This is a genomic window from Pseudomonas sp. ICMP22404, from assembly GCF_006227205.1.
Taxonomy (GTDB): Bacteria; Pseudomonadota; Gammaproteobacteria; order Pseudomonadales; family Pseudomonadaceae; genus Aquipseudomonas.
This window is the reverse complement of record NZ_VCNG01000009.1, coordinates 107,371-128,569: the sequence shown is the minus strand read 5'-3', so window position 1 is coordinate 128,569 and position 21,199 is coordinate 107,371. Positions and strand designations below refer to the sequence as shown.

The following is a 21,199-nucleotide window of genomic DNA, read 5'->3' as shown; positions in this document are numbered from 1 at the left end:
TCATAGGCGCTGTGATTTATTGGAGGGCGATATGTTCCCGGTTTCCATCAAAGGCGTGCTGCAATCCCCCGAAGGCCTGATCGTGCTCATGCTCAACGAGCGGGATGAGTGGGAATTGCCCGGCGGGCGAATCGAATTGGGCGAAACGGCACCGCAATGCCTGGCCCGGGAAATCATCGAGGAACTCGCGGTGGAGGTGAGCGTAGGGGAACCGCTGGATTCCTATCTGTTCGAGGTCATCCCCGGCAAACACGTATTCATCTCCACTTACCGCTGCCAATTGGTGGGCGGCTTCGTGCCGATCGTCAGCCATGAACACAAGGAGATCGGACTTTTCGAGCCGGGCCAGCTACCGGCCAACCTGCCCGAAGGTTATCGCGCCTCGATTGCCAAAGCCTTGCGCGGGTGAGGGCCCCAGAGCCCTCACGCCGGTTCTCAGAGGGTTTTCTGCTCAGCCCATTTCGGCTGTACCGAGGGTTGCCATTCATCCAGCGCATCGAGCAGGTCATGCGCTGACTCGCTCACTTGCAGCATGTCGCGATGGGCTGCACGGACGAAACCTTCGTCGACGATATGGTCGAGGAAAGCGGTGAGTTTGCTGTAGAAACCATTCACTTCCAGCAGGCCCAGCGGCTTGCCGTGGTAGCCGAGCTGACCCCAGGTCCAGACTTCGAACAATTCCTCCAGGGTGCCGAGGCCGCCGGGGAGGGCGATGAAGGCGTCGCTGAGTTCGGCCATGCGCGCCTTGCGGGCATGCATACCGTCCACCACCTCCAGGCGGGTCAGGCCGCCGTGGCCGATTTCCTTGTCCTTCAGGCTTTGCGGAATGATGCCGATGACCTCGCCCCCGGCCGCCAGGGCCGCGTCGGCAACGATGCCCATCAGGCCGACGGCGCCGCCGCCATAGACCAGGGTGAGCTTGCGTTCGGCCAATGCTCGCCCCAGGGCTTGCGCCGCTTCACGGTAGGCGGGATTGGAGCCGGTGCTGGCGCCGCAAAATACACAAACAGACGCGATGGACATGCTTTACTCCAGAGTCGGTAACCGCTGCAGAGTAAAGCCTGGCCGCTGCCGTGTGCAAAGGGCGCAAGGGCATCAAGCCTCGCGTGCAGGTTTTTCGTAGGTGCCGCTGGCGCCGCAGGCGTAGGCGGCGAGCAGGCTGCATAACAGGCTGTTGAGGTTCATGACAGGCGCTCCATTGAGGTGATGAGGCCGATCATAGGCGGACATCGTGCGTCTGGCCGGTTGATTGTATCCATCAGGCTGATAGCCTTAAGTTGTATACAATTTTTGATTCAGGTCATAGGAACTTGTCTGAAATTAGGGCAGTCTTCCCCTTTGAAGGAATTTTCTAACCATGCCTTGGAGATTCATGATGTTTGCCAAACTTGTAGCAGTATCCCTGTTGACACTGGCTAGCAGCCAACTGATGGCAGCGGAGTGCAAGACCACCATCGACTCGACTGATCAGATGTCCTTCAGCACCAAGGCCATCGAGATCGACAAGAGCTGCAAGACCTTCACCGTTGAGCTGACCCATTCGGGCAGCTTGCCAAAAAATGTCATGGGCCATAACTGGGTGTTGAGCAAAGAGGCTGACATGCAGCCGATTGCGACCGATGGCCTGGGCGCCGGGATCGACAAGAACTACCTCAAGGAAGGTGATGCACGGATCATCGCCCACACCAAGATCATCGGCGCCAATGAGAAAGATTCGGTGACCTTTGACGTATCGAAGCTCGATGCCGCCGAGAAGTACGGTTTCTTCTGCTCGTTCCCTGGCCACATCTCGATGATGAAAGGCACCGTGACGCTGAAGTAATCCTTCAAGCACAAAAAAGCGCCCCGTGCAGGGTAATGCCAGTCAGTTAAGGATCAAACGGTACAACCCTGTGGGAGCAAAGCTTGCTCGCGATAGCGACAGATCAGTCAACATTGTTGCTGACTGACTTACCGTAATCGCGAGCAAGCTTTGCTCCCACAGGCTTTTCGGATCGGCTATGGGGCGTACGGCAACACCCGCTTGTGCTCGGTCTTGCGATAGGTCTCGCAGATGATCCGGGCCGCTTCTTCGCGAATTGTCTGGCCGTGCAGGAAAGCATCGATTTCCCCATAGGTCACGCCGTGAGCGGCCTCGTCGGGTTTGCCCGGGGAGAGGTCCTCGAGGTCGGCGGTGGGGACTTTTTCCACCAGCGATTCCGGCGCTCCGAAGTCACGGGCGATGGCCCTGACCTGATTCTTCACCAGGCCGCTCAGGGGCGCCAGGTCACAGGCGCCGTCACCGAACTTGGTGAAGAAACCCATCACGGCTTCAGCCGCATGATCGGTACCGACCACCAGGCCTTGCTCGGCACCGGCGATGGCGTACTGCGCCACCATGCGCATCCGCGCCTTTGAATTACCCAGCACGAAATCCCGCGAGCCTGGCGTCTTGCCTTCGAATGCCAGGATTTCATTGGCCAGGGCCTTGACCGCCGGGCCGATGTTGACGGTGTGGCGTTCGTCCGGCTCGATGAAGTCCACGCAGGCTTGTGCTTCGTGCTCATCGAACTGGGTTTCGTACGGCAGGCGCACGGCGATGAACTTGTAGGCCGGGTTACCGGTTTTTTCCCGCAACTCGCGCATGGCGCGCTGGGCCAGCAGGCCGGCAGTCAACGAATCGACCCCGCCACTGATCCCCAGCACCAGGCTCTTGAGTCCGGAATTGACGAGGCAGTCCTGGATGAAGCTAACCCGGCGAGCGATTTCGGCCTTGAGGGCGGCCTCATCGGCGAACGGTGGCTGGACCTTGAGCTGTTCAGCAATCTCACGCTGTACGGCTTGCATGAATTCACTCCTTGCTTGATATGCCAGAAAGGGTGGCAGGTACTTGGAAAACGTGTCGCATGTAGGCGACGAAATTCGGATCCTTGCAGTGGGTCTTGCCGGGCTCGTCTGAAATCTTGGCCACGGGTTGCCCGTCACAGCTGATCATTTTAAGCACAATACTCATGGGCTCGACGCCCGGGATGTCGCAGGTCAGGTTAGTGCCAATACCGAAGCTGACATTGATGCGACCACGCAACGCACGGAAAATCTCCAGGCATTTGGGCAAGGTCAGACTGTCGGAGAACACCAGGGTCTTGCTCATCGGGTCGATCCCCAGCTTGTGGTAGTGGGCGATGGCTTTCTCGGCCCAGGTCACCGGGTCACCCGAATCATGGCGCAGGCCGTCGAACAGCTTGGCGAAGAACAGATCGAAGTCCTTCAGGAAGGCGTCCATGGTGATGCAGTCGGTCAGCGCGATCCCCAGCAGGCCCCGGTACTCGCGCACCCAGCAATCGAGGGCGGCGATCTGGCTGTCGATCAGCCGCGGGCCCAGTTGCTGGTGGGCCATGATCCACTCATGGGCCATGGTGCCCAGGGGTTTCATGTCCAGTTCCCGGGACAAATGCACATTGCTGGTGCCGACGAAGCGCCCTGGGAAATCGTGCTTGAGCACGTTCACCACTTCTTCCTGGGTGCGGTAGGAGAACCGGCGGCGGGTACCGAAGTCCGCCACTTGCAGCTCGGACAATTCCTCGCTGCTGGCGTTGGCGCTCAGCCAGTCGAACTTGCGATACAACTGCTCCCGTGCCTGCTCCAGGATCACCTCGCGGTAGCGATAGCGATTGCGCACTTCGCTGACAATGGCCAGTAGCGGCACTTCGAACAGGATCACATGCAGCCACGGCCCGCGCAGGCGGATGAACAGCTCACCATTTTCGATGCCGGTGTACACGTAGCGCAGGTTGAAGCGAAACAGGCCCAGGAAGCGCAGGAAATCCGGCTTCAGGAAGCTGATGCGCTCCAGGAAACCCAGCTGATCGGCGCTCAGGTTGAGCTCGGCCAGGCGTTCGATCTGGAAGCGGATCTCTGCCAGATAAGGGCGCAGGTCTTCGCTGTTGCGGCAACGAAACTCCCATTCGACTTCGACGTTGGGGTAGTTGTGCAGGACTGCCTGCATCATCGTCAACTTGTAGAAGTCGGTGTCGAGCAGGTTCTGCACGATGCGATCGGCAAACACACTCTCGCTCATGACGGGTATCTCCAGACAGTTCGCTGCAGCGGGCAGCGTCGGACAGCGGTTTGTGATGAAGGGGCTAGTGGCGCATAACCTTTGGGGTGATTGCCAGTGTTTTTTGGACACGGAGCTTTTGTGGCGAGGGGATTTATCCCCGCTGGGCTGCAAGGCAGCCCTGAAACCGGGCAACTCGGTATATCAGGCAGATTGAGTTGTCAGTATTGGGGCTGCTTTGCAGCCCAGCGGGGATAAATCCCCTCGCCACAGGGCTTTGTGTCGGTAGCTCTTACTGTGGTGCATCAGGATTAGCCATCTGCTCCAACATCCACTCCACAAAGTATCTGACCTTGGGCACCTCTGCCGAATGCTCAGGATAAGCCATGTAATAGGCGTTGGTGCTGGGCATGGCGTGCTGCCATGGAATGATCAGCTTGCCGTCTGCCAGTTCTTCCTCCACCAGAAAGCGCGGCAGCAGGGCGACGCCGCAACCGACCTGGGCGGCGCGGATGCACATGTAGAACGTTTCGAAGCGCGGCCCGTGGTAGCTGTGTTCGGTGTGAAAGCCTTGGTCGGCGAACCAGTCATGCCAGGCCTGGGGGCGTGATGCGTTCTGCAACAGCACCAGGTCGGCCAGTTGCGTCGGGTCGGTAAAGGGGGTATCCGGCAGGCAGCCCGGCGCGCAGACCGGCACCAGTTCTTCGCCGAACAGTTCCAGGGATTCGGTGCCAGGTCGAGAACCCTGGCCGAAGTAGAACGCCATGTCGCTGCGCCCTTGCAGCAAATCGTCGGGCTCCTGCTCGCTGCACAGGTCCAAGTGGATCTTCGGATGCCGCAGGCGCCAGCCTTTGAGGCGCGGCACCAGCCAACGTGCACCGAAGGTCGGCGGCGTGGAGACTCGCAGGACTTCCGTGTCGCCACCGTAGGAGCGCAGGTAATGGGTGGACATTTCGACCTGGGTGAGAATTTTCCGCACTTCCCCCAGGTACAAGTCGCCGGCCGGCGTCAGTTGCAAGCGCCGACGCACGCGGCGGAACAGCAGGTGCTGCAAGAGCTCCTCGAGCTGCGCGACCTGCTTGCTGACGGCGCTTTGGGTCAGATGCAATTCTTCGGCGGCACGGGTGAAGCTCAGGTGACGGGTCACCGCTTCAAAACATTGCAGCGCCGTAATCGACGGTAAATAGCGTTTATTGAGCATCGGTGAGGCCTATTTGCGGTGGCTCGATGTATCCGTTCACGGGCAGCATGAATAAACGGAATGATATCTCGCTTAAAGGTCGTTTGTTGGCAAGACTCGGGCCAGCTACAACTACAGTCCTGATCAGCCGTGATCGTCCGGCTGCCGTTTTTTGTCTTTCGCTTGAGGAATTGACCATGGTTGCTGCATTGCTTGATCGCCTGGGGGTAGCCCCGGCCCTGTACCAGAACGGCACACAGCCGGTGCATTCGCCTATCGACGGCAGTCGTATCGGCGCGGTGAATTGGGAAGGCGCGGCCGAAGTCGAGCAGCAGGTCAGCCGTGCTCAACATGCTTTCGATCTGTGGCGCCAGGTCCCAGCCCCGCGTCGCGGCGAGCTGGTGCGCCAGTTTGGTGACCTGCTACGTGAATACAAGGCCGATCTCGGCGAGCTGGTGTCATGGGAAGCCGGCAAGATTACCCAGGAAGGCCTGGGTGAAGTGCAGGAGATGATCGACATCTGCGATTTCGCCGTCGGCCTGTCCCGTCAACTGTATGGCCTGACCATCGCCTCCGAGCGCCCGGGTCACCACATGCGTGAAACCTGGCATCCGCTGGGCGTGGTCGGGGTGATCAGTGCGTTCAACTTCCCTGTCGCGGTCTGGGCCTGGAACACCACGCTGGCTCTGGTGTGCGGCGATTCGGTGATCTGGAAACCTTCGGAAAAGACCCCGCTCACCGCCCTGGCGTGCCAGGCGCTGTTCGAGCGTGCATTGAAGAACTTCAGCGATGCGCCGGAATATCTGTGCCAAGTGATCATCGGCGGTCGCGATGCCGGTGAGGCGTTGGTAGATGACCCGCGCGTGGCATTGATCAGCGCCACCGGCAGCACCCGCATGGGTCGGGAAGTGGCGCCGAAAGTCGCCGCGCGCTTTGCCCGCAGCATCCTCGAACTGGGTGGCAACAACGCGATGATCCTGGCGCCGAGTGCCGACCTGGACATGGCCGTGCGCGCCATCCTGTTCAGTGCCGTCGGTACCGCCGGCCAGCGTTGCACTACCCTGCGCCGCCTGATCGCCCATGAGTCGGTGAAAGAAGAAATCGTCACCCGCCTCAAGGCCGCCTATTCGAAAGTGCGCATCGGCCATCCGCTGGAGGGCAACCTGGTCGGGCCGCTGATCGACAAGCACAGCTTCGACAACATGCAGGACGCCCTCGAGCAGGCCTTGAGCGAAGGTGGTCGCGTATTCGGCGGCCAGCGCCAGCTCGAAGACCAGTTCCCGAATGCCTATTACGTGTCGCCGGCCATCGTCGAGATGCCGGAGCAGAGCGACGTGGTCCGCCACGAAACCTTCGCCCCGATCCTGTATGTGATCGGCTACAAGGACTTCGCCGAGGCCCTGCACCTGAACAACGCCGTGCCCCAAGGCCTGTCGTCCTGCATCTTCACCACGGACGTGCGTGAAGCCGAGCAGTTCATGTCCGCGGTGGGCAGCGATTGTGGCATCGCCAACGTCAACATCGGCCCGAGCGGCGCGGAAATCGGCGGCGCCTTCGGCGGTGAGAAGGAAACCGGCGGCGGTCGCGAATCCGGCTCCGACTCGTGGCGCGCCTACATGCGTCGCCAGACCAACACCGTCAACTACTCGCTGGAGTTGCCGTTGGCCCAGGGGATTACGTTCGACTGAGGTTGAGTGAAGCGGATCTTCCTTTCATGAAGATCCCTGTGGGAGCGAGCCTGCTCGCGATGGCGGTCGATCAATCGACATCAGTGTTGAATGAGCGTCGCCATCGCGAGCAGGCTCGCTCCCACCCTTGAAAGGTGTGATGGTTGGGTTTCATTTCCGGAGTCTGGCAATGCCGTTACGCGAAGAATGTCTGTGGGAAAAACTGACGCCGCAAAGGCCTGAAAACACTGCGCTCACCGGTGAGGTCACGGTGGACGTCTGCGTGATTGGCGCAGGCTTTACCGGGTTGTCGGCGGCGGTGCATTTACTGGAACAAGGCAAGCGCGTCGCGGTGCTGGAGGCTCATCGGACCGGACACGGCGGTTCGGGGCGCAATGTCGGGCTGGTGAACGCGGGCCTGTGGATTCCGCCGGACGATATCGAGGCCGGCTTCGGCGAAGCCGTCGGCAGCCAGCTCAATCGCATGCTGGGCGCAGCTCCAGCGTTGGTGTTCAGCCTTGTCGACAAGTACAACATCGATTGCCAGTTGCGCCGCGAAGGCACGCTGCACATGGCCCATAACGCCCGGGGCGAGGCGGACCTGCGCAGTCGTGAAGAACAATGGAAACGCCGTGGCGCCCCGGTGGAGCTGCTTACCGGCCAAGCCTGCGTCGAAGCCACAGGCACGTCGAAAATCGCTGCGGCTTTGTTGGATCGACGCGCCGGTACGCTCAATCCTATGGCCTATGTCAGCGGATTGGCCAAGGCGGCGGCGGACCTGGGCGGACAACTGTTTGACCACTCCCCCGTGACCCGCCTGGAACGCCAGGGCCAGCGCTGGTCGGTACAGACGGCCCAGGGTTCGGTACTGGCCGAGCAGGTGGTGATCGCCTCCAATGCCTACACCGAAGGCGAATGGACCGAGCTGCGGCGCAATTTCTTCCCCGGCTATTACTACCAGGTGGCTTCCGTCCCGTTGACCGACGAGGCGGCACAACGCATCTTGCCTGGCGGCCAGGGGTCGTGGGACACCCGTCAGGTGTTGAGCAGCATTCGCCGCGACAAGGACGGTCGTTTGTTGCTGGGCAGCCTGGGCAATGGCAACCGCAAGCCCACCTGGTTCCTCAAGGCCTGGGCGGATCGGGTACAGCAGCACTACTTCCCGTATCTCAAGTCGGTGGAATGGGAGTCCACCTGGACCGGTTGCATCGCCTTCACCCCCGACCATCTGATGCGCCTGTTCGAGCCGGCGCCCGGATTGGTGGCGGTCACCGGCTACAACGGGCGGGGCGTGACCACCGGTACGGTGGTGGGCAAGGCCTTTGCCGATTACCTGTGCCATGGCGACGCGAAAGCGTTACCGATTCCCTTTGCGCCGATGCAACCCGTGACCGGGGCGGGGGTGCGCAGCTGCTTGTATGAGGCGGGCTTCTCGCTGTATCACGCGGGCCAGTGCCTGCGGATCGTCATTTGAGTGTGGAAAAATGTTGCCGGAACCGGCGTTTTCCGGCGAAGCGTCTAGCCTGTAATGGTGCGGGTTGTAGCAGTTGTGCACCGACAGTGTGCAGTTCGGTGACGCAGGTTGTTACAGGCTGGTTGCACGTACTTTCCTGCGATGGTTGCAATGATGGCTCAAAGAGGGTTGTACTCGGCTAGGCAAAAGGTTGCACCTCGTGCGATTTAGACGGTTGCACGCCCTGTGAAAAAGGGCCCGAAACAGTCGAAATAACAATAAAGCAGCGACTTTTTTCAGAATAAAAAACCGATGGCACGGCCCTTGCTCTGAGCTTTTCAGTGAAGTCGCAGTGCCAACTAAAAAAAACCTTGGAGCACCACCTCATGTCCCAGACGTTTTACAAGAAAGGCTTTCTGGCCCTCGCCGTTACAGCAGCGATGGGTGTTTCCGCGTTTGCCCATGCAGACTTCAAGATCGGTGTAGCGGGTCCCATGACTGGTGCCAACGCAGCGTTTGGCGAGCAGTACATGAAAGGGGCGCAGGCGGCGGCGGACGAAATCAACGCCAAGGGCGGCGTGAACGGCGAGAAGATCGTGCTGGTGAAAGGTGACGACGCCTGCGAGCCGAAGCAGGCCGTGGCCGTGGCCAACCGCTTCGTCGACCAGGACAAGGTGAACGCCGTGGTCGGTCACTTCTGCTCCTCGTCGACCATCCCGGCTTCCGAAGTCTATGGTGACGCCGACATCATGGCCATCACCCCAGGTTCCACCAACCCGGCCGTTACCGAGCGTGGCCTGAACGCGATGTTCCGTATGTGCGGTCGTGACGACCAGCAGGGCATTGTCGCCGGCGACTACATTGTCGACGTGCTCAAGGGCAAGAAAGTCGTGGTGTTGCACGACAAGGACACCTACGGCCAGGGCCTGGCGGATGCCACCAAGGCCCAGCTGACCAAGCGCGGCGTGACCCCGGTACTGTACGAAGGCCTGACCCGTGGTGAGAAAGACTTCAGCGCCGTGGTCACCAAGATCCGTGCCGCTGGTGCCGACGTGGTCTACTTCGGCGGCCTGCACCCGGAAGCCGGCCCGCTGGTTCGCCAACTGCGTGAGCAAGGCCTCAAGGACGTGAAATTCATGTCCGACGACGGCATCGTGACCGACGAACTGGTGACCACCGCCGGCGGCGCGCAATACGTCGATGGCGTGTACATGACCTTCGGTGCCGACCCACGCCTGCTGCCAGACAGCAAGTCCGTGGTCGACGCATTCCGTGCCAAGGGCACCGAGCCGGAAGGCTACACCCTGTATGCCTACGCTTCCGTCCAGACCCTGGCGGCCGCTTTCAACGGTGCCAAGTCGAGCAAGACCGACGCTGCGGCCGAGTGGCTCAAGACCAACCCGGTCCAGACCGTAATGGGCAAGAAGGAATGGGACAAGAAGGGTGACCTGAAGGTCTCCGACTACGTGGTCTACCAGTGGGACAAGGACGGCAAATACCATCAGTTGGAAAAACAGAAGTGATTTGAAGGGATAACGGCGTGTGGCGAGGGAGCGTGCTCCTTCGCCACGCAACCCGTGATCGCCCTTCCCGGGCTGGTATCAGCCAGGACCCACCTGTCTTTTCTCCCGAAAGCTGTGCGCCCACCGTGTAGCCTCGGCGGCTGAACCCCGGTCCGTCGCTGCGGTGCGCGTGCAGTCTTTCAAATGCGTGAGATTGCGTTATGGATGGTATTTTCCTGCAGCAACTGATCAATGGCCTGACCCTCGGGTCGGTCTATGGTCTGATCGCCATCGGCTACACAATGGTCTACGGCATCATCGGCATGATCAACTTCGCCCACGGCGAGGTTTACATGATTTCCGCGTACCTCGCGGCAATCAGTCTGGCTCTGCTGGCTTACTTCGGTATTGAATCCTTTCCGCTAATGATCCTCGGCACCCTTGTGTTCACGGTTGTGGTCACCGGGGTATACGGCTGGGTCATCGAACGCGTCGCCTACAAACCGCTGCGCAACTCCACCCGCCTGGCACCGCTCATCAGTGCCATCGGCATTTCGCTGATCCTGCAGAACTATGCACAGATCAGCCAGGGCGCTCGCCAACAGGGTGTGCCGACACTGCTTGAAGGCGCCATGCGCGTCGACATCGGCACCGGCTTCGTCCAGCTCACCTACACCAAGATCTTCATCCTGGTCGCCGCGTTCGCCGGGATGGCCTTGCTGACCTACATCATCAAGTACACCAAGCTGGGGCGCATGTGCCGTGCCACCCAGCAAGATCGCAAGATGGCCTCGATCCTGGGGATCAACACCGACCGGGTGATTTCCTACGTGTTCATCATCGGCGCGGCCATGGCGGCCCTGGCCGGTGTGCTGATCACCATGAATTACGGCACGTTCGACTTCTATGCCGGCTTCATCATCGGCATCAAGGCGTTCACCGCAGCGGTCCTCGGTGGCATCGGTTCCCTGCCTGGGGCGATGCTCGGCGGGATCATCCTCGGGATCTCCGAGTCGCTGTTCTCCGGACTGATCAACTCCGACTATAAAGACGTGTTCAGTTTCTCCCTGCTGGTGATGATCCTGATTTTTCGTCCCCAAGGCCTGTTGGGTCGCCCACTCGTGGCGAAGGTATAAGTATGTCTGCTGCCAATAAACCGATTGATATCAAACAGAGCGTCATTGACGCGATCCTGGCGGGCCTGATCTCGCTGATCGTATTCGGGCCGATTGTCGGCGTGGTGCTCGACGGCTACAGCTTCAACCTGCAACCGGCCCGCGTCGGCTGGCTGGTGGCGATCGTGATGATCGGGCGCTTTGCCTTGAGCCTGTTCCTGCAAACGTCCAAGGGCCTGAAGGTGCTCCAGGGCTTTGAAAACCCGGGTTCCGGCGTGCACGTCCTGCCACCGGACTACAAGTCGCGCCTGCGCTGGATCATCCCGGCGCTGATCGTGATTGCCATCGTGTTTCCGTTTTTCGCCAACAAATACGTGCTCACGGTAGTCATCCTCGGGCTGATCTACGTGCTGCTCGGCCTGGGCCTGAACATCGTGGTCGGCCTGGCGGGCCTGCTCGACCTGGGTTATGTGGCGTTCTACGCCATCGGTGCCTATGGCCTGGCGCTGGGCTATCAGTACCTGGGACTGGGTTTCTGGACCGTGCTGCCACTGGCGGCGCTTGCGGCAGCGCTGGCGGGATGCATATTGGGCTTCCCGGTGTTGCGAATGCACGGCGACTACCTGGCGATCGTGACCCTGGGCTTCGGTGAAATCATCCGACTGGTGCTCAATAACTGGCTGTCGTTCACCGGCGGGCCAAACGGCATGCCCGTGCCGTCGCCGACCTTCCTCGGTCTGGAGTTCGGTCGCAAGGCCAAGGATGGAGGGGTGCCATTCCACGAGTTCTTCGGCATCGACTACAACCCGAACCTGAAATTCCTGTTCATCTACATCGTGTTGTTCATCGTTGTGCTGCTGGTGCTCTACATCAAGCACAGGTTGACGCGCATGCCGGTCGGGCGCGCCTGGGAAGCCCTGCGTGAAGACGAGATCGCCTGCCGTTCCATGGGCCTGAATCACGTACTGGTCAAGCTTTCGGCGTTCACCCTCGGTGCATCCACCGCCGGCCTGGCCGGGGTGTTCTTCGCCAGCTACCAGGGGTTCGTCAACCCGTCGTCGTTCACATTCTTCGAATCGGCGCTGATCCTGGCGATCGTGGTCCTGGGCGGCATGGGCTCGACAGTGGGCGTGGTGATCGCGGCATTCGTACTCACCATTACGCCAGAGCTGCTGCGCAGCTTCTCCGAATACCGCGTGCTGCTGTTCGGTGTGCTGATGGTGTTGATGATGATCTGGCGACCTCGCGGCCTGATCCGCATCAGCCGTACCGGTGTGAGGCCGCGTAAAGGTGTCATAGCGCATGAGGGAGGGCAGCGCCATGAGTGAAGTCGTACTCCAGGTCGAAAACCTGATGATGCAATTCGGTGGCATCAAGGCCCTCAGCGATGTCAGCCTGCAGGTCAAGCGCAACTCGATCTTCGCCCTGATCGGCCCCAATGGCGCGGGCAAGACCACGGTGTTCAACTGCCTGACCGGTTTCTACAAAGCCTCCGGCGGCAAGATCGAACTCAACGTGCGCGGCGAGCGGACCAACGTCATCAAACTGTTGGGCGAAGCGTTTCGCCCCACCGACTTCGTCTCGCCGAAATCCTTCGCCAGCCGGCTGTACTACAAGATGTTCGGGGGGACCCACCTGGTGAACCGCGCCGGCCTGGCCCGTACCTTCCAGAACATTCGCCTGTTCCGGGAAATGTCGGTGCTGGAAAACCTCCTGGTGGCCCAGCACATGTGGGTCAACCGCAGTCTGGTGGCCGGCATCCTCAACACCAAGGGTTATCGCAAGGCCGAAAGCGACGCACTGGATCATGCCTTCTACTGGCTCGAAGTCGTGGACCTGGTGGACTGTGCCAACCGCCTGGCGGGTGAGCTTTCCTATGGTCAGCAGCGCCGCCTGGAAATTGCCCGGGCCATGTGCACCCGTCCGCAGGTCATCTGCCTCGACGAACCGGCCGCCGGCCTCAACCCTCAGGAAACCGAAGCGCTGAGCGCGATGATCCGACTGCTGCGCGACGAGCACGATCTGACCGTGGTGCTGATCGAACACGACATGGGCATGGTAATGAGCATTTCCGACCACATCGTGGTGCTGGACCACGGCAACGTGATCGCCGAGGGCGGCCCGGAGGCGATTCGCAACGATCCGAAGGTGATCGCGGCCTACCTGGGTGCCGATGAAGAGGAACTGGTATGAGTGAACCGATCCTCGAACTCAAGGAGCTGGACGTGTTCTACGGGCCGATCCAGGCCCTGAAGAAAGTCTCGATGCACATTGGCAAAGGCGAGACGGTGAGCCTGATCGGCTCCAATGGCGCTGGCAAGTCCACGCTGCTGATGTCGATCTTCGGCCAGCCGCGCGCAGCCAGTGGGCAGATCATCTACCAGGGTGTGGACATCACCCATAAGTCGTCCCACTACATCGCGTCCAACGGCATCGCCCAGTCGCCGGAAGGCCGGCGGGTGTTCCCCGACATGACCGTCGAGGAGAACCTGCTGATGGGCACCATCCCCATCGGCGACAAGTACGCCAGCGAAGACATGCAGCGCATGTTCGAACTGTTCCCGCGGCTCAAGGAGCGGCGCAACCAGCGGGCCATGACCATGTCGGGTGGCGAGCAGCAAATGCTCGCCATTGCCCGGGCGTTGATGAGCCGGCCGAAGTTGTTGCTGCTCGATGAGCCGAGCCTGGGGCTGGCGCCAATCGTGGTGAAACAGATCTTCGCCACCCTGAGGGAACTGGCGTCCACCGGGATGACCATCTTCCTGGTGGAGCAGAACGCCAACCACGCCCTCAGGTTGTCGGACCGGGCCTATGTGATGGTCAACGGCGAAATCCGCCTGACCGGCACCGGCAAGGAGCTGCTCGCCAACGAAGAGGTGCGCAACGCGTACCTGGGCGGGCACTGACGCCGATATGGCAATAAAGAAACCGGCGAGTGATCGCCGGTTTTTTTATCTCTCCTGAACATCACCAACCCCTGTGGGAGCGAGCCTGCTCGCGATAGCGATGGAACAGTCGGCATCTCTGTGCCTGATCCACCGCTATCGCGAGCAGGGGAAATTCATGTGGCCGAAGAATTGTGGACAACAATCCTCAACCCTTAGCAAACCGCGACATAAAGTCGCCGCAAACAGTTGTTTTGTTACGGTTTTGACTTGTCCCCGTTTGCTGTGGAACCGGCTGTGGGTAACGTGGGAGTAGCTGGCTGGACGCCTTTAAATACGTGGCTTGCAGGCCGGCGATCGTTTTTTGATCAGGCATTTTCAGGCGAGCATGAGTCTAGGTTGTCAACACTTTTTTAAGCGCGGGATAGGCCGGAAAATCTGTGGGCAATCCTGTGGATAAGTCTGTGACTAAACTCTGGAAAGACCGCTCTGAGGGCCGTGGTTACTGGCTTCGAGCCATCGCCCCTATGGATCGTGGTTTATAGCAGAGAATCCGATCTGCACAAGCTCACATGCAGGGTCAAGGGAAAAAATTTTCCAGATGCCTCGCAAAGCCTTATGCACAGCGGGCTGGAGCGTTTTCACTTGCCCCCGATTACTGTGGACGTGCCTGTGGATAAGGTGCGGGCAACAGGCTGCACCCCCTATCCTGCAAGGGTTGGCGCGGTTTGATCATTTTATGATCAGTCCGACCCGAATCAACATCCACGGTGGGCAGTTGCCGCTCGCGGTCGGGCCGGGCATGCTGTGGGCCGATCCCATTCAATGGCTGCCTCAAGCCCATTCAAGGAGAACATGATGTCCAACACCCTGTTTATCACCGGGGCGACGTCCGGATTTGGCGAAGCCTGTGCCCGTCGTTTTGCCGAGGCCGGTTGGAAACTGGTGCTGACCGGGCGCCGTGAAGAGCGCCTCAGTGCACTGTGTGCCGAGCTGTCGAAACAAACCGAAGTCCATGGCCTGGTATTGGATGTGCGCGACCGCACGGCCATGGAGGAGGCAATCGCCAATCTGCCGCCGTCCTTCGCTACATTGCGTGGCTTGATCAACAACGCTGGACTCGCCCTGGGGGTCGATCCGGCGCCCAAGTGCGACCTCGACGATTGGGACACGATGGTCGACACCAACGTCAAAGGGCTGCTCTACAGCACGCGCCTGCTGCTGCCGCGCCTGATTGCCCATGGCCGCGGTGCAGGGATCATCAACCTGGGCTCCATCGCCGGCAACTACCCCTACCCGGGTAGCCACGTGTATGGCGCGACCAAGGCGTTCGTCAAACAGTTCTCGCTGAACCTGCGTTGTGACTTGCAGGGTACGGGTGTGCGGGTCAGCAACATCGAGCCAGGGCTGTGTGAGAGCGAGTTCTCACTGGTGCGCTTCGGCGGTGACCAGGAACGCTACAACGCGACCTATGCCGGGGCCGAGCCGATCCAGCCGCAGGACATTGCCGAAACCATTTATTGGGTGCTCAACACGCCAGCCCACATCAACATCAACAGCCTGGAACTGATGCCGGTAAGCCAGACCTGGGCCGGATTTGCCATTGAGAGAAATCACAAGGGATAGGACCGCGTTATCGTTCATCGCGGGCAAGCCTTGCTCCCACGGAAAGCTCAGTACCGTGGGAACAAGCTTTGCTCCGGGAATGACTCGAACCTGTGGGAGCAAGGCTTGCCCGCGATAGCAATTGACCGGTCAGCCCAGGTAATCGGCCAAGCCGCGATAGCAGGTCATCAGGTGATAGGGGGTGGTGGAGGGCATGTCCCGACGGCTGACGACGCCGTCGGCATCAAGGCATTCGTTCCACCCCTTGGCATGCAGGAAATGCTGTTGCAGAGCCTGTAGCTGACGCAGCAACACGTCCTGGCTTCCCGGGCGCAGGGTGAGGGCGCGCAGGTATTCGGCCTGGGCCCAGATGCGCTGGGTGGCGTCGCGCGCGATAGCGTCCGGCGCCGGGCCCAGCATGGCGCATACCGCGCCGGACTGCAGGTTCACGCCTTGTTGCTCGGTATAGCCGAAGCTTTGTTCCAGGGCCGCATGCAACTTGCCGCCCTGCAGCAGGGGAGACGAGGCCAGCAGGAAATACCACTCGAACTGGTGTCCCGGCTCAAACCAGTTATCCACAGCCTTGAGCGGTTTCTCCATCATCACGCCCAGCTTCGGTTCAATGAAACGCTTGAACATTCCATCACACAGGCTCAGCAATGCCTGGCGAGTGCTGGCGTCTTCGCGAACCGAGAGGGTGGCGAGGAAGGCTTCGGCCAGGTGCATCAGGGGGTTCTGCAACGGGCCGGATCCGAGCGTTGACCAGTCGCGCTTGAGACCGGCCTCGTAGAGACCGTCGCCAGTGGCAAAGCGCCGGGCAATGACTTCCAGGGCAGCGTTGAGCACCGATTCCACCAGCGGCTCGCGAACTTTGCCCCAGTAGTGGGCGCAGGCAAACAGGATGAAGGCGTGGGTGTAGAGGTCTTTGCCGGTGTCCAGCGGGGTGCCTTGCGGGTCGATGCTGTAGAACCAGCCGCCGTGTTCGGCATCGTGGAAGTGCCGCTGCAGCGAGCGGAACAGCGCCGCGGCCCGTTCTTCGGCCCCTGTCACTTCGCCGATCAGACTGGCGAACACATACAACTGTCTGGCGCAGGCCATCGCGCGGTAACGCTGGGGCGGCAACGGCGTGTGGGTGGCATCCAGGGATTCGTAGGGCAGTGCCAATTCGGCATTCCAGCCCGGGCCCTGCCACATGGGCACGATCACCTCGTGAAAATGCTGGCGCACTGTTGCGAACAGGGCGATCAATTCAGGCGAAGGAGCGGGGCGGGAAGCATCGGGCATGGGCGGACGTCGTCACGGCAGGGGCGATTGCGCGACATGGTAGCAGAGTGACCGACTTCAGATAGGTAGCGCTTGCAAGTCTGCCATCGCGAGCAGGCTCGCTCCCACAGTTGTTGGGCGTACGCCGTTCATGTGGGAGCGAGCCTGCTCGCGATGAGGCCCGTACGGGCACTAATAAATCAACCCGCCAACAACCAGACCCCAACCCCCGCCGAAGCCGCCCCCGCCAGTCGCACCAAAGGCGCTGCGGCTCGCGGCAACGCGCGAACCAGGGCGAAACCTGCGCCATGCAGCGCCGCTGTCGCTGCGACGAACCCGGCCGCATACGCCCATGGGCTCGACATGTCCGGCAGCTCCAACCCATGGGCCACGCCATGGAACAGCGCAAACAATGCCGTCGCGACAACCGCCAGGCTCAATGGCGGACGCACGGCCAGCGCCACCGCCAGGCCCAGGGCCAGCACCGAGGCGGCAATCCCGCTTTCCAGTGCCGGCAACTGCAGGCCTTCGAAACCGAACAAGCCACCGATCAGCATGGTGCCGATGAACGTGCATGGCAGCGCCCAACGTGCGGTGCCTTGTTGTTGTGCCGCCCACAAGCCGACTGCGAGCATGGCGAGCAAATGATCCAGGCCGCCGACAGGGTGCCCGAGGCCGGCGATCAGGCCATTGTCGCCATGGCCGGGGTGGGCGAAGGCCAGGGTCGGGGCCAACAGCAGGGCGAGGGCGCCGAGAATGCGTTTGAGTGTCATGAAAAGGCTTCCTTGTTGAGAGTTCGAAAAATCAGGCCGCAGTCAGCAGGCCCTGGCGCTCGATGAACGCGATGATTTCGTCCAGGCCCTGGCCAGTTTTCTGATTGCTGAACACGAATGGCTTGCCGTTGCGCATCCGCCGGGTGTCGCTGTCCATCATCTCCAGGGAGGCGCCTACCAGTGGTGCCAGGTCGATTTTATTGATCACCAGCAAGTCGGACTTGCAGATGCCCGGCCCGCCCTTGCGGGGCAACTTGTCCCCGGCCGATACATCGATCACGTAGAGGGTCAGGTCCGACAGTTCCGGACTGAAGGTCGCCGAGAGGTTGTCGCCGCCGGACTCCACCAGGATCAGATCCAGCCCCGGGAAGCGCCGGTTCAACTGGTCTACCGCTTCGAGGTTGATCGAGGCGTCTTCGCGAATGGCTGTGTGCGGGCAACCACCGGTTTCGACACCAATGATCCGCTCCGGCGCCAGGGCTTCGTTGCGGACCAGGAAGTCGGCGTCTTCGCGGGTGTAGATATCGTTGGTGACCACCGCCAGGTTGTAGCGCTCGCGCAGGGCCAGGCACAGGGCCAGGGTCAGGGCGGTCTTGCCAGAGCCCACCGGGCCGCCGATGCCGACGCGCAGGGGTTGTGTGTTCATGTTGGTCTCCTAGGAACGGAACAGACGGCTGTACTGGCGCTCATGGGCCATACACGCCAGGGACAGGCCAAACGCGGCGCTGCCGTAATGCTCGGGGTTGATGTTCGAGGCGTTGTGCTGGGCCTGTTGCAGCAGCGGCAGCAGTTCGCTGGTCAGGCGCTGGGCGGCTTGCTGGCCGAGGGGAAGGGTTTTCATCAGCACCGCCAGTTGGTTTTCCAGCCAGCTCCACAGCCAGGCGGCGAGCGCGTCCTGGGGCGCGATGTCCCAGGCGCGGGCGGCCAGGGCCCAGCCCAGGGCCAGGTGTGGTTCGCTACGTTGCTCGAGAAATTGTCGGGCGGCACCGTCGAGTTCCGGCAGGCCGCCGAGCAGTTGCTGCAACGAATAGCCCATCTGCCGGCTCTCCTGATACAGCTCGCGGGTTTCCCGGCTGGCGCGGTGTGCTTCGTAGTGTTGCTCCAGGGTGGCCCAATCGTCAGCCGCGGCGGCGGTGCAATGGGCGAGCAGCAGGGGCGCTTCGAAGCGTGCCAGGTTCAGCAGCAATTGATCGCCGATCCATCGGCGTGCGTCGTCGGCGGTCTTGACCAGGCCGTTATCCACCGCCATCTCCAGCCCTTGGGAATAGCTGTAGCCGCCGATGGGCAACTGCGGGCTGGCCAGACGCAACAGCGCCCAGGCCGGGTTCATGTGCGCACGCCGAACTGGTGCAGGCGCGGTGCGTAGTTGAAGTCTTCGTCGCCGTGCCGTGAATGGTGATGGCCGCCGCCATAGGCGCCGTGTTCCGGTTGGAAGGGGGCTTCGATGGGGGTGACGCTGGCGCCCAATTGTTCGAGCATCGCCTTGAGCACGTAATCGTCCAGCAGGCGCAACCAGCCATCGCCCACTTGCAGGGCCACATGGCGATTGCCCAGGTGATAGGCCGCACGCGTCAGCTCGAAGCCATTGGCGCAGGTGACATGCAGCAGTTGTTCGGGGCGGGCGCAGACGCGCACGATACGTCCGTCTTCGGCCTGGAGGTATTCGCCGTCGTAAAGCGGCGGCTGGCCCCGCTCCAAAAACAATCCCACATCTTCGCCCTCGGCACTGAAACAGCGCAGGCGACTTTTGCTGCGGGCATCAAAAGTCAGATGAAGCTCCGCATCCCAGCGGGGTTGAGTGTCGATTCTGCGGTGAATCACCAGCATCGGAGTGCTTCCAGCAATGAACGGTGCTGTGTTTAGAGCAAGGGGCTTGCCAATCGAAGATGGTGTAGGAAATGGGCGTGGGATGCTTGGCGCAGCCTTTCAGGTCGCTCCGAACCAGTGCGCGCGACGAGAGGTGCGCACTGTTTTGTAGCGTTCGGCGGACCTGTGGGAGCGAGCCTGCTCGCGATGGCGGCGCATCAGACACATAGAGGTTGACTGATCCACCGCCATCGCGAGCAGGCTCGCTCCCACAGGGGGATTACTCTGTGCTGCCCAACCCTTGCCAATGCTTGAGGCCGATAAAGATAAACCGCAGTTGCTGGGTGATCTTCGCCTGAGGCGTGAGGTGGTCGGGGGGCGCTTCGGCGGGAGGGTCGATGATGTCGGGCAGGGTGGCGAACACGCTCTTGACGATGAGATCGGCCATTACGCTCAGCCCGGCCAGATCCAGATGCTGCAGTTTCGGCATCAACGCGAGGTCGGCGGCCAGGTCAGAGCTGATGGCTTCGCGCAGTTGTGCGACGGCCTGGCGTACTGGAAGGGAGCCGCCGTACTGTTCGCGGGCTAGAAACAGAAACTGCGATCGGTTGGCTTGCACCACGTCGAGGAAAATTCGCACCGACGCGTCGATGATGCCGCCCATGACGAATTCATTGTGACGCACCAGCCGGATGGTTTCGCGGAAGGTCTGGCCCACTTCGCTGACCAGCGCCAGGCCCAGTTGGTCCATATCGTCGAAATGTCGATAGAAACCGGTGGGTACAATGCCCGCTGTCTTGGCCACTTCGCGCAGGCTCAGGCTGCCGAACCCCCGGCCGGACTCCATCAAATGACGGGCCGCATCCATCAGGGCAATTCGGGTTTGTTGTTTCTGTTCGGCGCGGGGCAGCATCGCAGGACTGACTTCCGAGTCATGGGAGCGACGCACTTTAGCAAATCGGCTTTGCCGACGTCGAACGGTAGAGGGGGATTACGCGGGGACGCGGGGTGCATGAAAAGCAAAAGCCCGATTGCAGGAATCGGGCTTTTTTCCGGGCCACCATGGGCTCAGCTCACTTTGCTGTTGCGTTCGAGGGCTCGCTCACTGCCGTCTTCAACCAGGCCTTTTTCTTCCAGACGCTGGCGACCGCCTTCAGCGAGTTGGCCCTGAGGGGTGTTGTTGTAGCCATCTTCAGCGAGTTGGCCCTGAGGGGTATTGTTGTAGCCATCTTCGGCGAGTTGGCCCTGAGGGGTGTTGTTGTAGCCATCTTCGGCGAGTTGGCCCTGAGGGGTGTTGTTGTAGCCATCTTCGGCGAGTTGGCCCTGAGGGGTGTTGTTGTAGCCGTCTTCGGCGAGCTGGCCCTGAGGGGTGTTGTTGTAGCCGTCTTCGGCGAGCTGGCCCTGAGGGGTGTTGTTGTAGCCGTCTTCAGCGAGTTGGCCTTGGCGGGTTTGGTTATAACCGTCTTCGGCAACAGTCTGGCTATACACGGAGTGGCTGTCCTTGACCTGTGGTGTAGCCTGTTCGGAAGCTGGCAGGGCGAAAGCGGTGGAGGCCAGCAGTGAAAGGGAAAGACTCATCAGTAATTGGCGTTTCATGATCGTTGCTCCTCGGGAGGGCTAAAAAGTGGGTACGAGGGCAATGCTACTCTCGATAAGTCGATATAAAAGTTCCTAAACGCAATGGTAATAATCAACGGAATTGATTGTTCTATGGGAAGGCTCTAGAACGGGCGTTTCCGAGGGGCGGTTTTGCACCATGGTGGGTATTTCGTACCCATCGGCGCCACGCAAATGTGCGGGGGCGGTAACAACTTGCTGGCGGATCGGTCAGGTTTTTCGCCCTGTAGGGTAAACCTGTTGCTCGTTTCACCAGTCTCACTCATATAACGAACCGACTACAGGTTCGGTTTTCAG

General features: G+C 60.8%; 21 protein-coding genes. 10 read left to right on the top strand and 11 right to left on the bottom strand.

The genetic code is table 11. The features are described from left to right. The first annotated feature begins 31 nt into the window (after positions 1–31). Entirely contained in the window at positions 32–409 is a 378-nt protein-coding gene (locus tag FGE05_RS17000; protein WP_139646740.1) for an NUDIX domain-containing protein, read from the top strand. A 26-nt stretch (positions 410–435) separates the two neighbouring features. On the opposite strand, the gene FGE05_RS16995 is transcribed toward FGE05_RS17000, so the two are convergent. Beyond that, entirely contained in the window at positions 436–1,023 is a 588-nt protein-coding gene (locus FGE05_RS16995) for a TIGR00730 family Rossman fold protein (protein ID WP_139646738.1), read from the bottom strand. A gap of 352 nt (positions 1,024–1,375) precedes the next feature. On the opposite strand from FGE05_RS16995, the gene azu reads away from it, so the two are divergent. Continuing rightward, entirely contained in the window at positions 1,376–1,822 is a 447-nt protein-coding gene (azu, locus tag FGE05_RS16990) for an azurin (RefSeq protein ID WP_139646736.1), read from the top strand. A gap of 176 nt (positions 1,823–1,998) precedes the next feature. Here azu and nadE read toward each other — a convergent pair whose 3' ends face one another. The 3 genes from nadE to FGE05_RS16975 form a co-directional block, all read right to left on the bottom strand. Next, positions 1,999–2,826 (bottom strand): ammonia-dependent NAD(+) synthetase, encoded by an 828-nt coding sequence (nadE, locus tag FGE05_RS16985; RefSeq protein WP_139646734.1) that lies wholly within the window; start codon positions 2,824–2,826, stop codon positions 1,999–2,001. Between the two features lie 4 nt (positions 2,827–2,830). After that, positions 2,831–4,057, bottom strand: coding sequence for a nicotinate phosphoribosyltransferase (pncB, locus tag FGE05_RS16980; RefSeq protein ID WP_139646732.1), 1,227 nt, complete (start codon positions 4,055–4,057; stop codon positions 2,831–2,833). Between the two features lie 271 nt (positions 4,058–4,328). Beyond that, complete coding sequence (locus tag FGE05_RS16975; protein ID WP_055129145.1) at positions 4,329–5,237, bottom strand: LysR family transcriptional regulator; 909 nt, start codon at positions 5,235–5,237, stop codon at positions 4,329–4,331. Positions 5,238–5,413: 176 nt separating this feature from the next. Here FGE05_RS16975 and FGE05_RS16970 point away from each other — a divergent pair, with 176 nt between their 5' ends. The 8 genes from FGE05_RS16970 (at position 5,414) to FGE05_RS16930 (ending at position 15,464) form a co-directional block, all read left to right on the top strand. Next, on the top strand, positions 5,414–6,904 hold the full coding sequence (locus FGE05_RS16970; protein WP_055129146.1) for an aldehyde dehydrogenase family protein: 1,491 nt from the start codon (positions 5,414–5,416) through the stop codon (positions 6,902–6,904). Between the two features lie 169 nt (positions 6,905–7,073). Further along, a complete protein-coding gene (locus tag FGE05_RS16965; protein ID WP_139646730.1) occupies positions 7,074–8,357 on the top strand; it encodes an FAD-binding oxidoreductase in 1,284 nt (427 codons plus the stop codon). A 365-nt stretch (positions 8,358–8,722) separates the two neighbouring features. Next, positions 8,723–9,859 (top strand): branched-chain amino acid ABC transporter substrate-binding protein, encoded by a 1,137-nt coding sequence (locus FGE05_RS16960; protein WP_139646728.1) that lies wholly within the window; start codon positions 8,723–8,725, stop codon positions 9,857–9,859. A gap of 200 nt (positions 9,860–10,059) precedes the next feature. Further along, positions 10,060–10,974, top strand: a complete 915-nt coding sequence (locus tag FGE05_RS16955; RefSeq protein ID WP_024779191.1) for a branched-chain amino acid ABC transporter permease — start codon at positions 10,060–10,062, stop codon at positions 10,972–10,974. 2 nt (positions 10,975–10,976) lie between these two features. Next, a complete protein-coding gene (gene livM, locus FGE05_RS16950; protein ID WP_139646725.1) occupies positions 10,977–12,281 on the top strand; it encodes a high-affinity branched-chain amino acid ABC transporter permease LivM in 1,305 nt (434 codons plus the stop codon). After that, positions 12,274–13,146, top strand: a complete 873-nt coding sequence (locus tag FGE05_RS16945) for an ABC transporter ATP-binding protein (protein WP_041023534.1) — start codon at positions 12,274–12,276, stop codon at positions 13,144–13,146. The genes livM and FGE05_RS16945 overlap by 8 nt, the downstream gene beginning before the upstream one ends. Continuing rightward, positions 13,143–13,859 carry an ABC transporter ATP-binding protein gene (locus FGE05_RS16940; RefSeq protein ID WP_139646723.1) on the top strand — a complete coding sequence of 239 codons (717 nt, stop codon included), beginning with the start codon at positions 13,143–13,145 and terminating at the stop codon, positions 13,857–13,859. The genes FGE05_RS16945 and FGE05_RS16940 overlap by 4 nt, the downstream gene beginning before the upstream one ends. Before the next feature lie 837 nt (positions 13,860–14,696). Then, positions 14,697–15,464, top strand: a complete 768-nt coding sequence (locus tag FGE05_RS16930; protein ID WP_139646721.1) for an SDR family oxidoreductase — start codon at positions 14,697–14,699, stop codon at positions 15,462–15,464. Between the two features lie 129 nt (positions 15,465–15,593). On the opposite strand, the gene FGE05_RS16925 is transcribed toward FGE05_RS16930, so the two are convergent. From FGE05_RS16925 to FGE05_RS16895, 7 genes are all read right to left on the bottom strand, one after another. Next, entirely contained in the window at positions 15,594–16,727 is a 1,134-nt protein-coding gene (locus tag FGE05_RS16925; RefSeq protein WP_139646720.1) for an AGE family epimerase/isomerase, read from the bottom strand. Between the two features lie 179 nt (positions 16,728–16,906). Then, positions 16,907–17,479 (bottom strand): HupE/UreJ family protein, encoded by a 573-nt coding sequence (locus FGE05_RS16920; protein WP_139646718.1) that lies wholly within the window; start codon positions 17,477–17,479, stop codon positions 16,907–16,909. Between the two features lie 31 nt (positions 17,480–17,510). Then, complete coding sequence (gene ureG, locus FGE05_RS16915) at positions 17,511–18,125, bottom strand: urease accessory protein UreG (RefSeq protein ID WP_041020088.1); 615 nt, start codon at positions 18,123–18,125, stop codon at positions 17,511–17,513. A gap of 9 nt (positions 18,126–18,134) precedes the next feature. After that, positions 18,135–18,809 carry an urease accessory protein UreF gene (locus FGE05_RS16910; RefSeq protein ID WP_139646717.1) on the bottom strand — a complete coding sequence of 225 codons (675 nt, stop codon included), beginning with the start codon at positions 18,807–18,809 and terminating at the stop codon, positions 18,135–18,137. Next, positions 18,806–19,306, bottom strand: a complete 501-nt coding sequence (gene ureE / locus FGE05_RS16905; protein ID WP_139646715.1) for an urease accessory protein UreE — start codon at positions 19,304–19,306, stop codon at positions 18,806–18,808. The genes FGE05_RS16910 and ureE overlap by 4 nt, the downstream gene beginning before the upstream one ends. 259 nt (positions 19,307–19,565) lie before the next feature. Further along, positions 19,566–20,198 (bottom strand): TetR family transcriptional regulator, encoded by a 633-nt coding sequence (locus FGE05_RS16900; protein WP_139646922.1) that lies wholly within the window; start codon positions 20,196–20,198, stop codon positions 19,566–19,568. Positions 20,199–20,353: 155 nt separating this feature from the next. Continuing rightward, the gene (locus FGE05_RS16895; RefSeq protein ID WP_139646713.1) at positions 20,354–20,881 is read right to left on the bottom strand and encodes a hypothetical protein; all 528 of its coding nucleotides are present in this window, start codon (positions 20,879–20,881) and stop codon (positions 20,354–20,356) included. Positions 20,882–21,199: the final 318 nt, after the last annotated feature.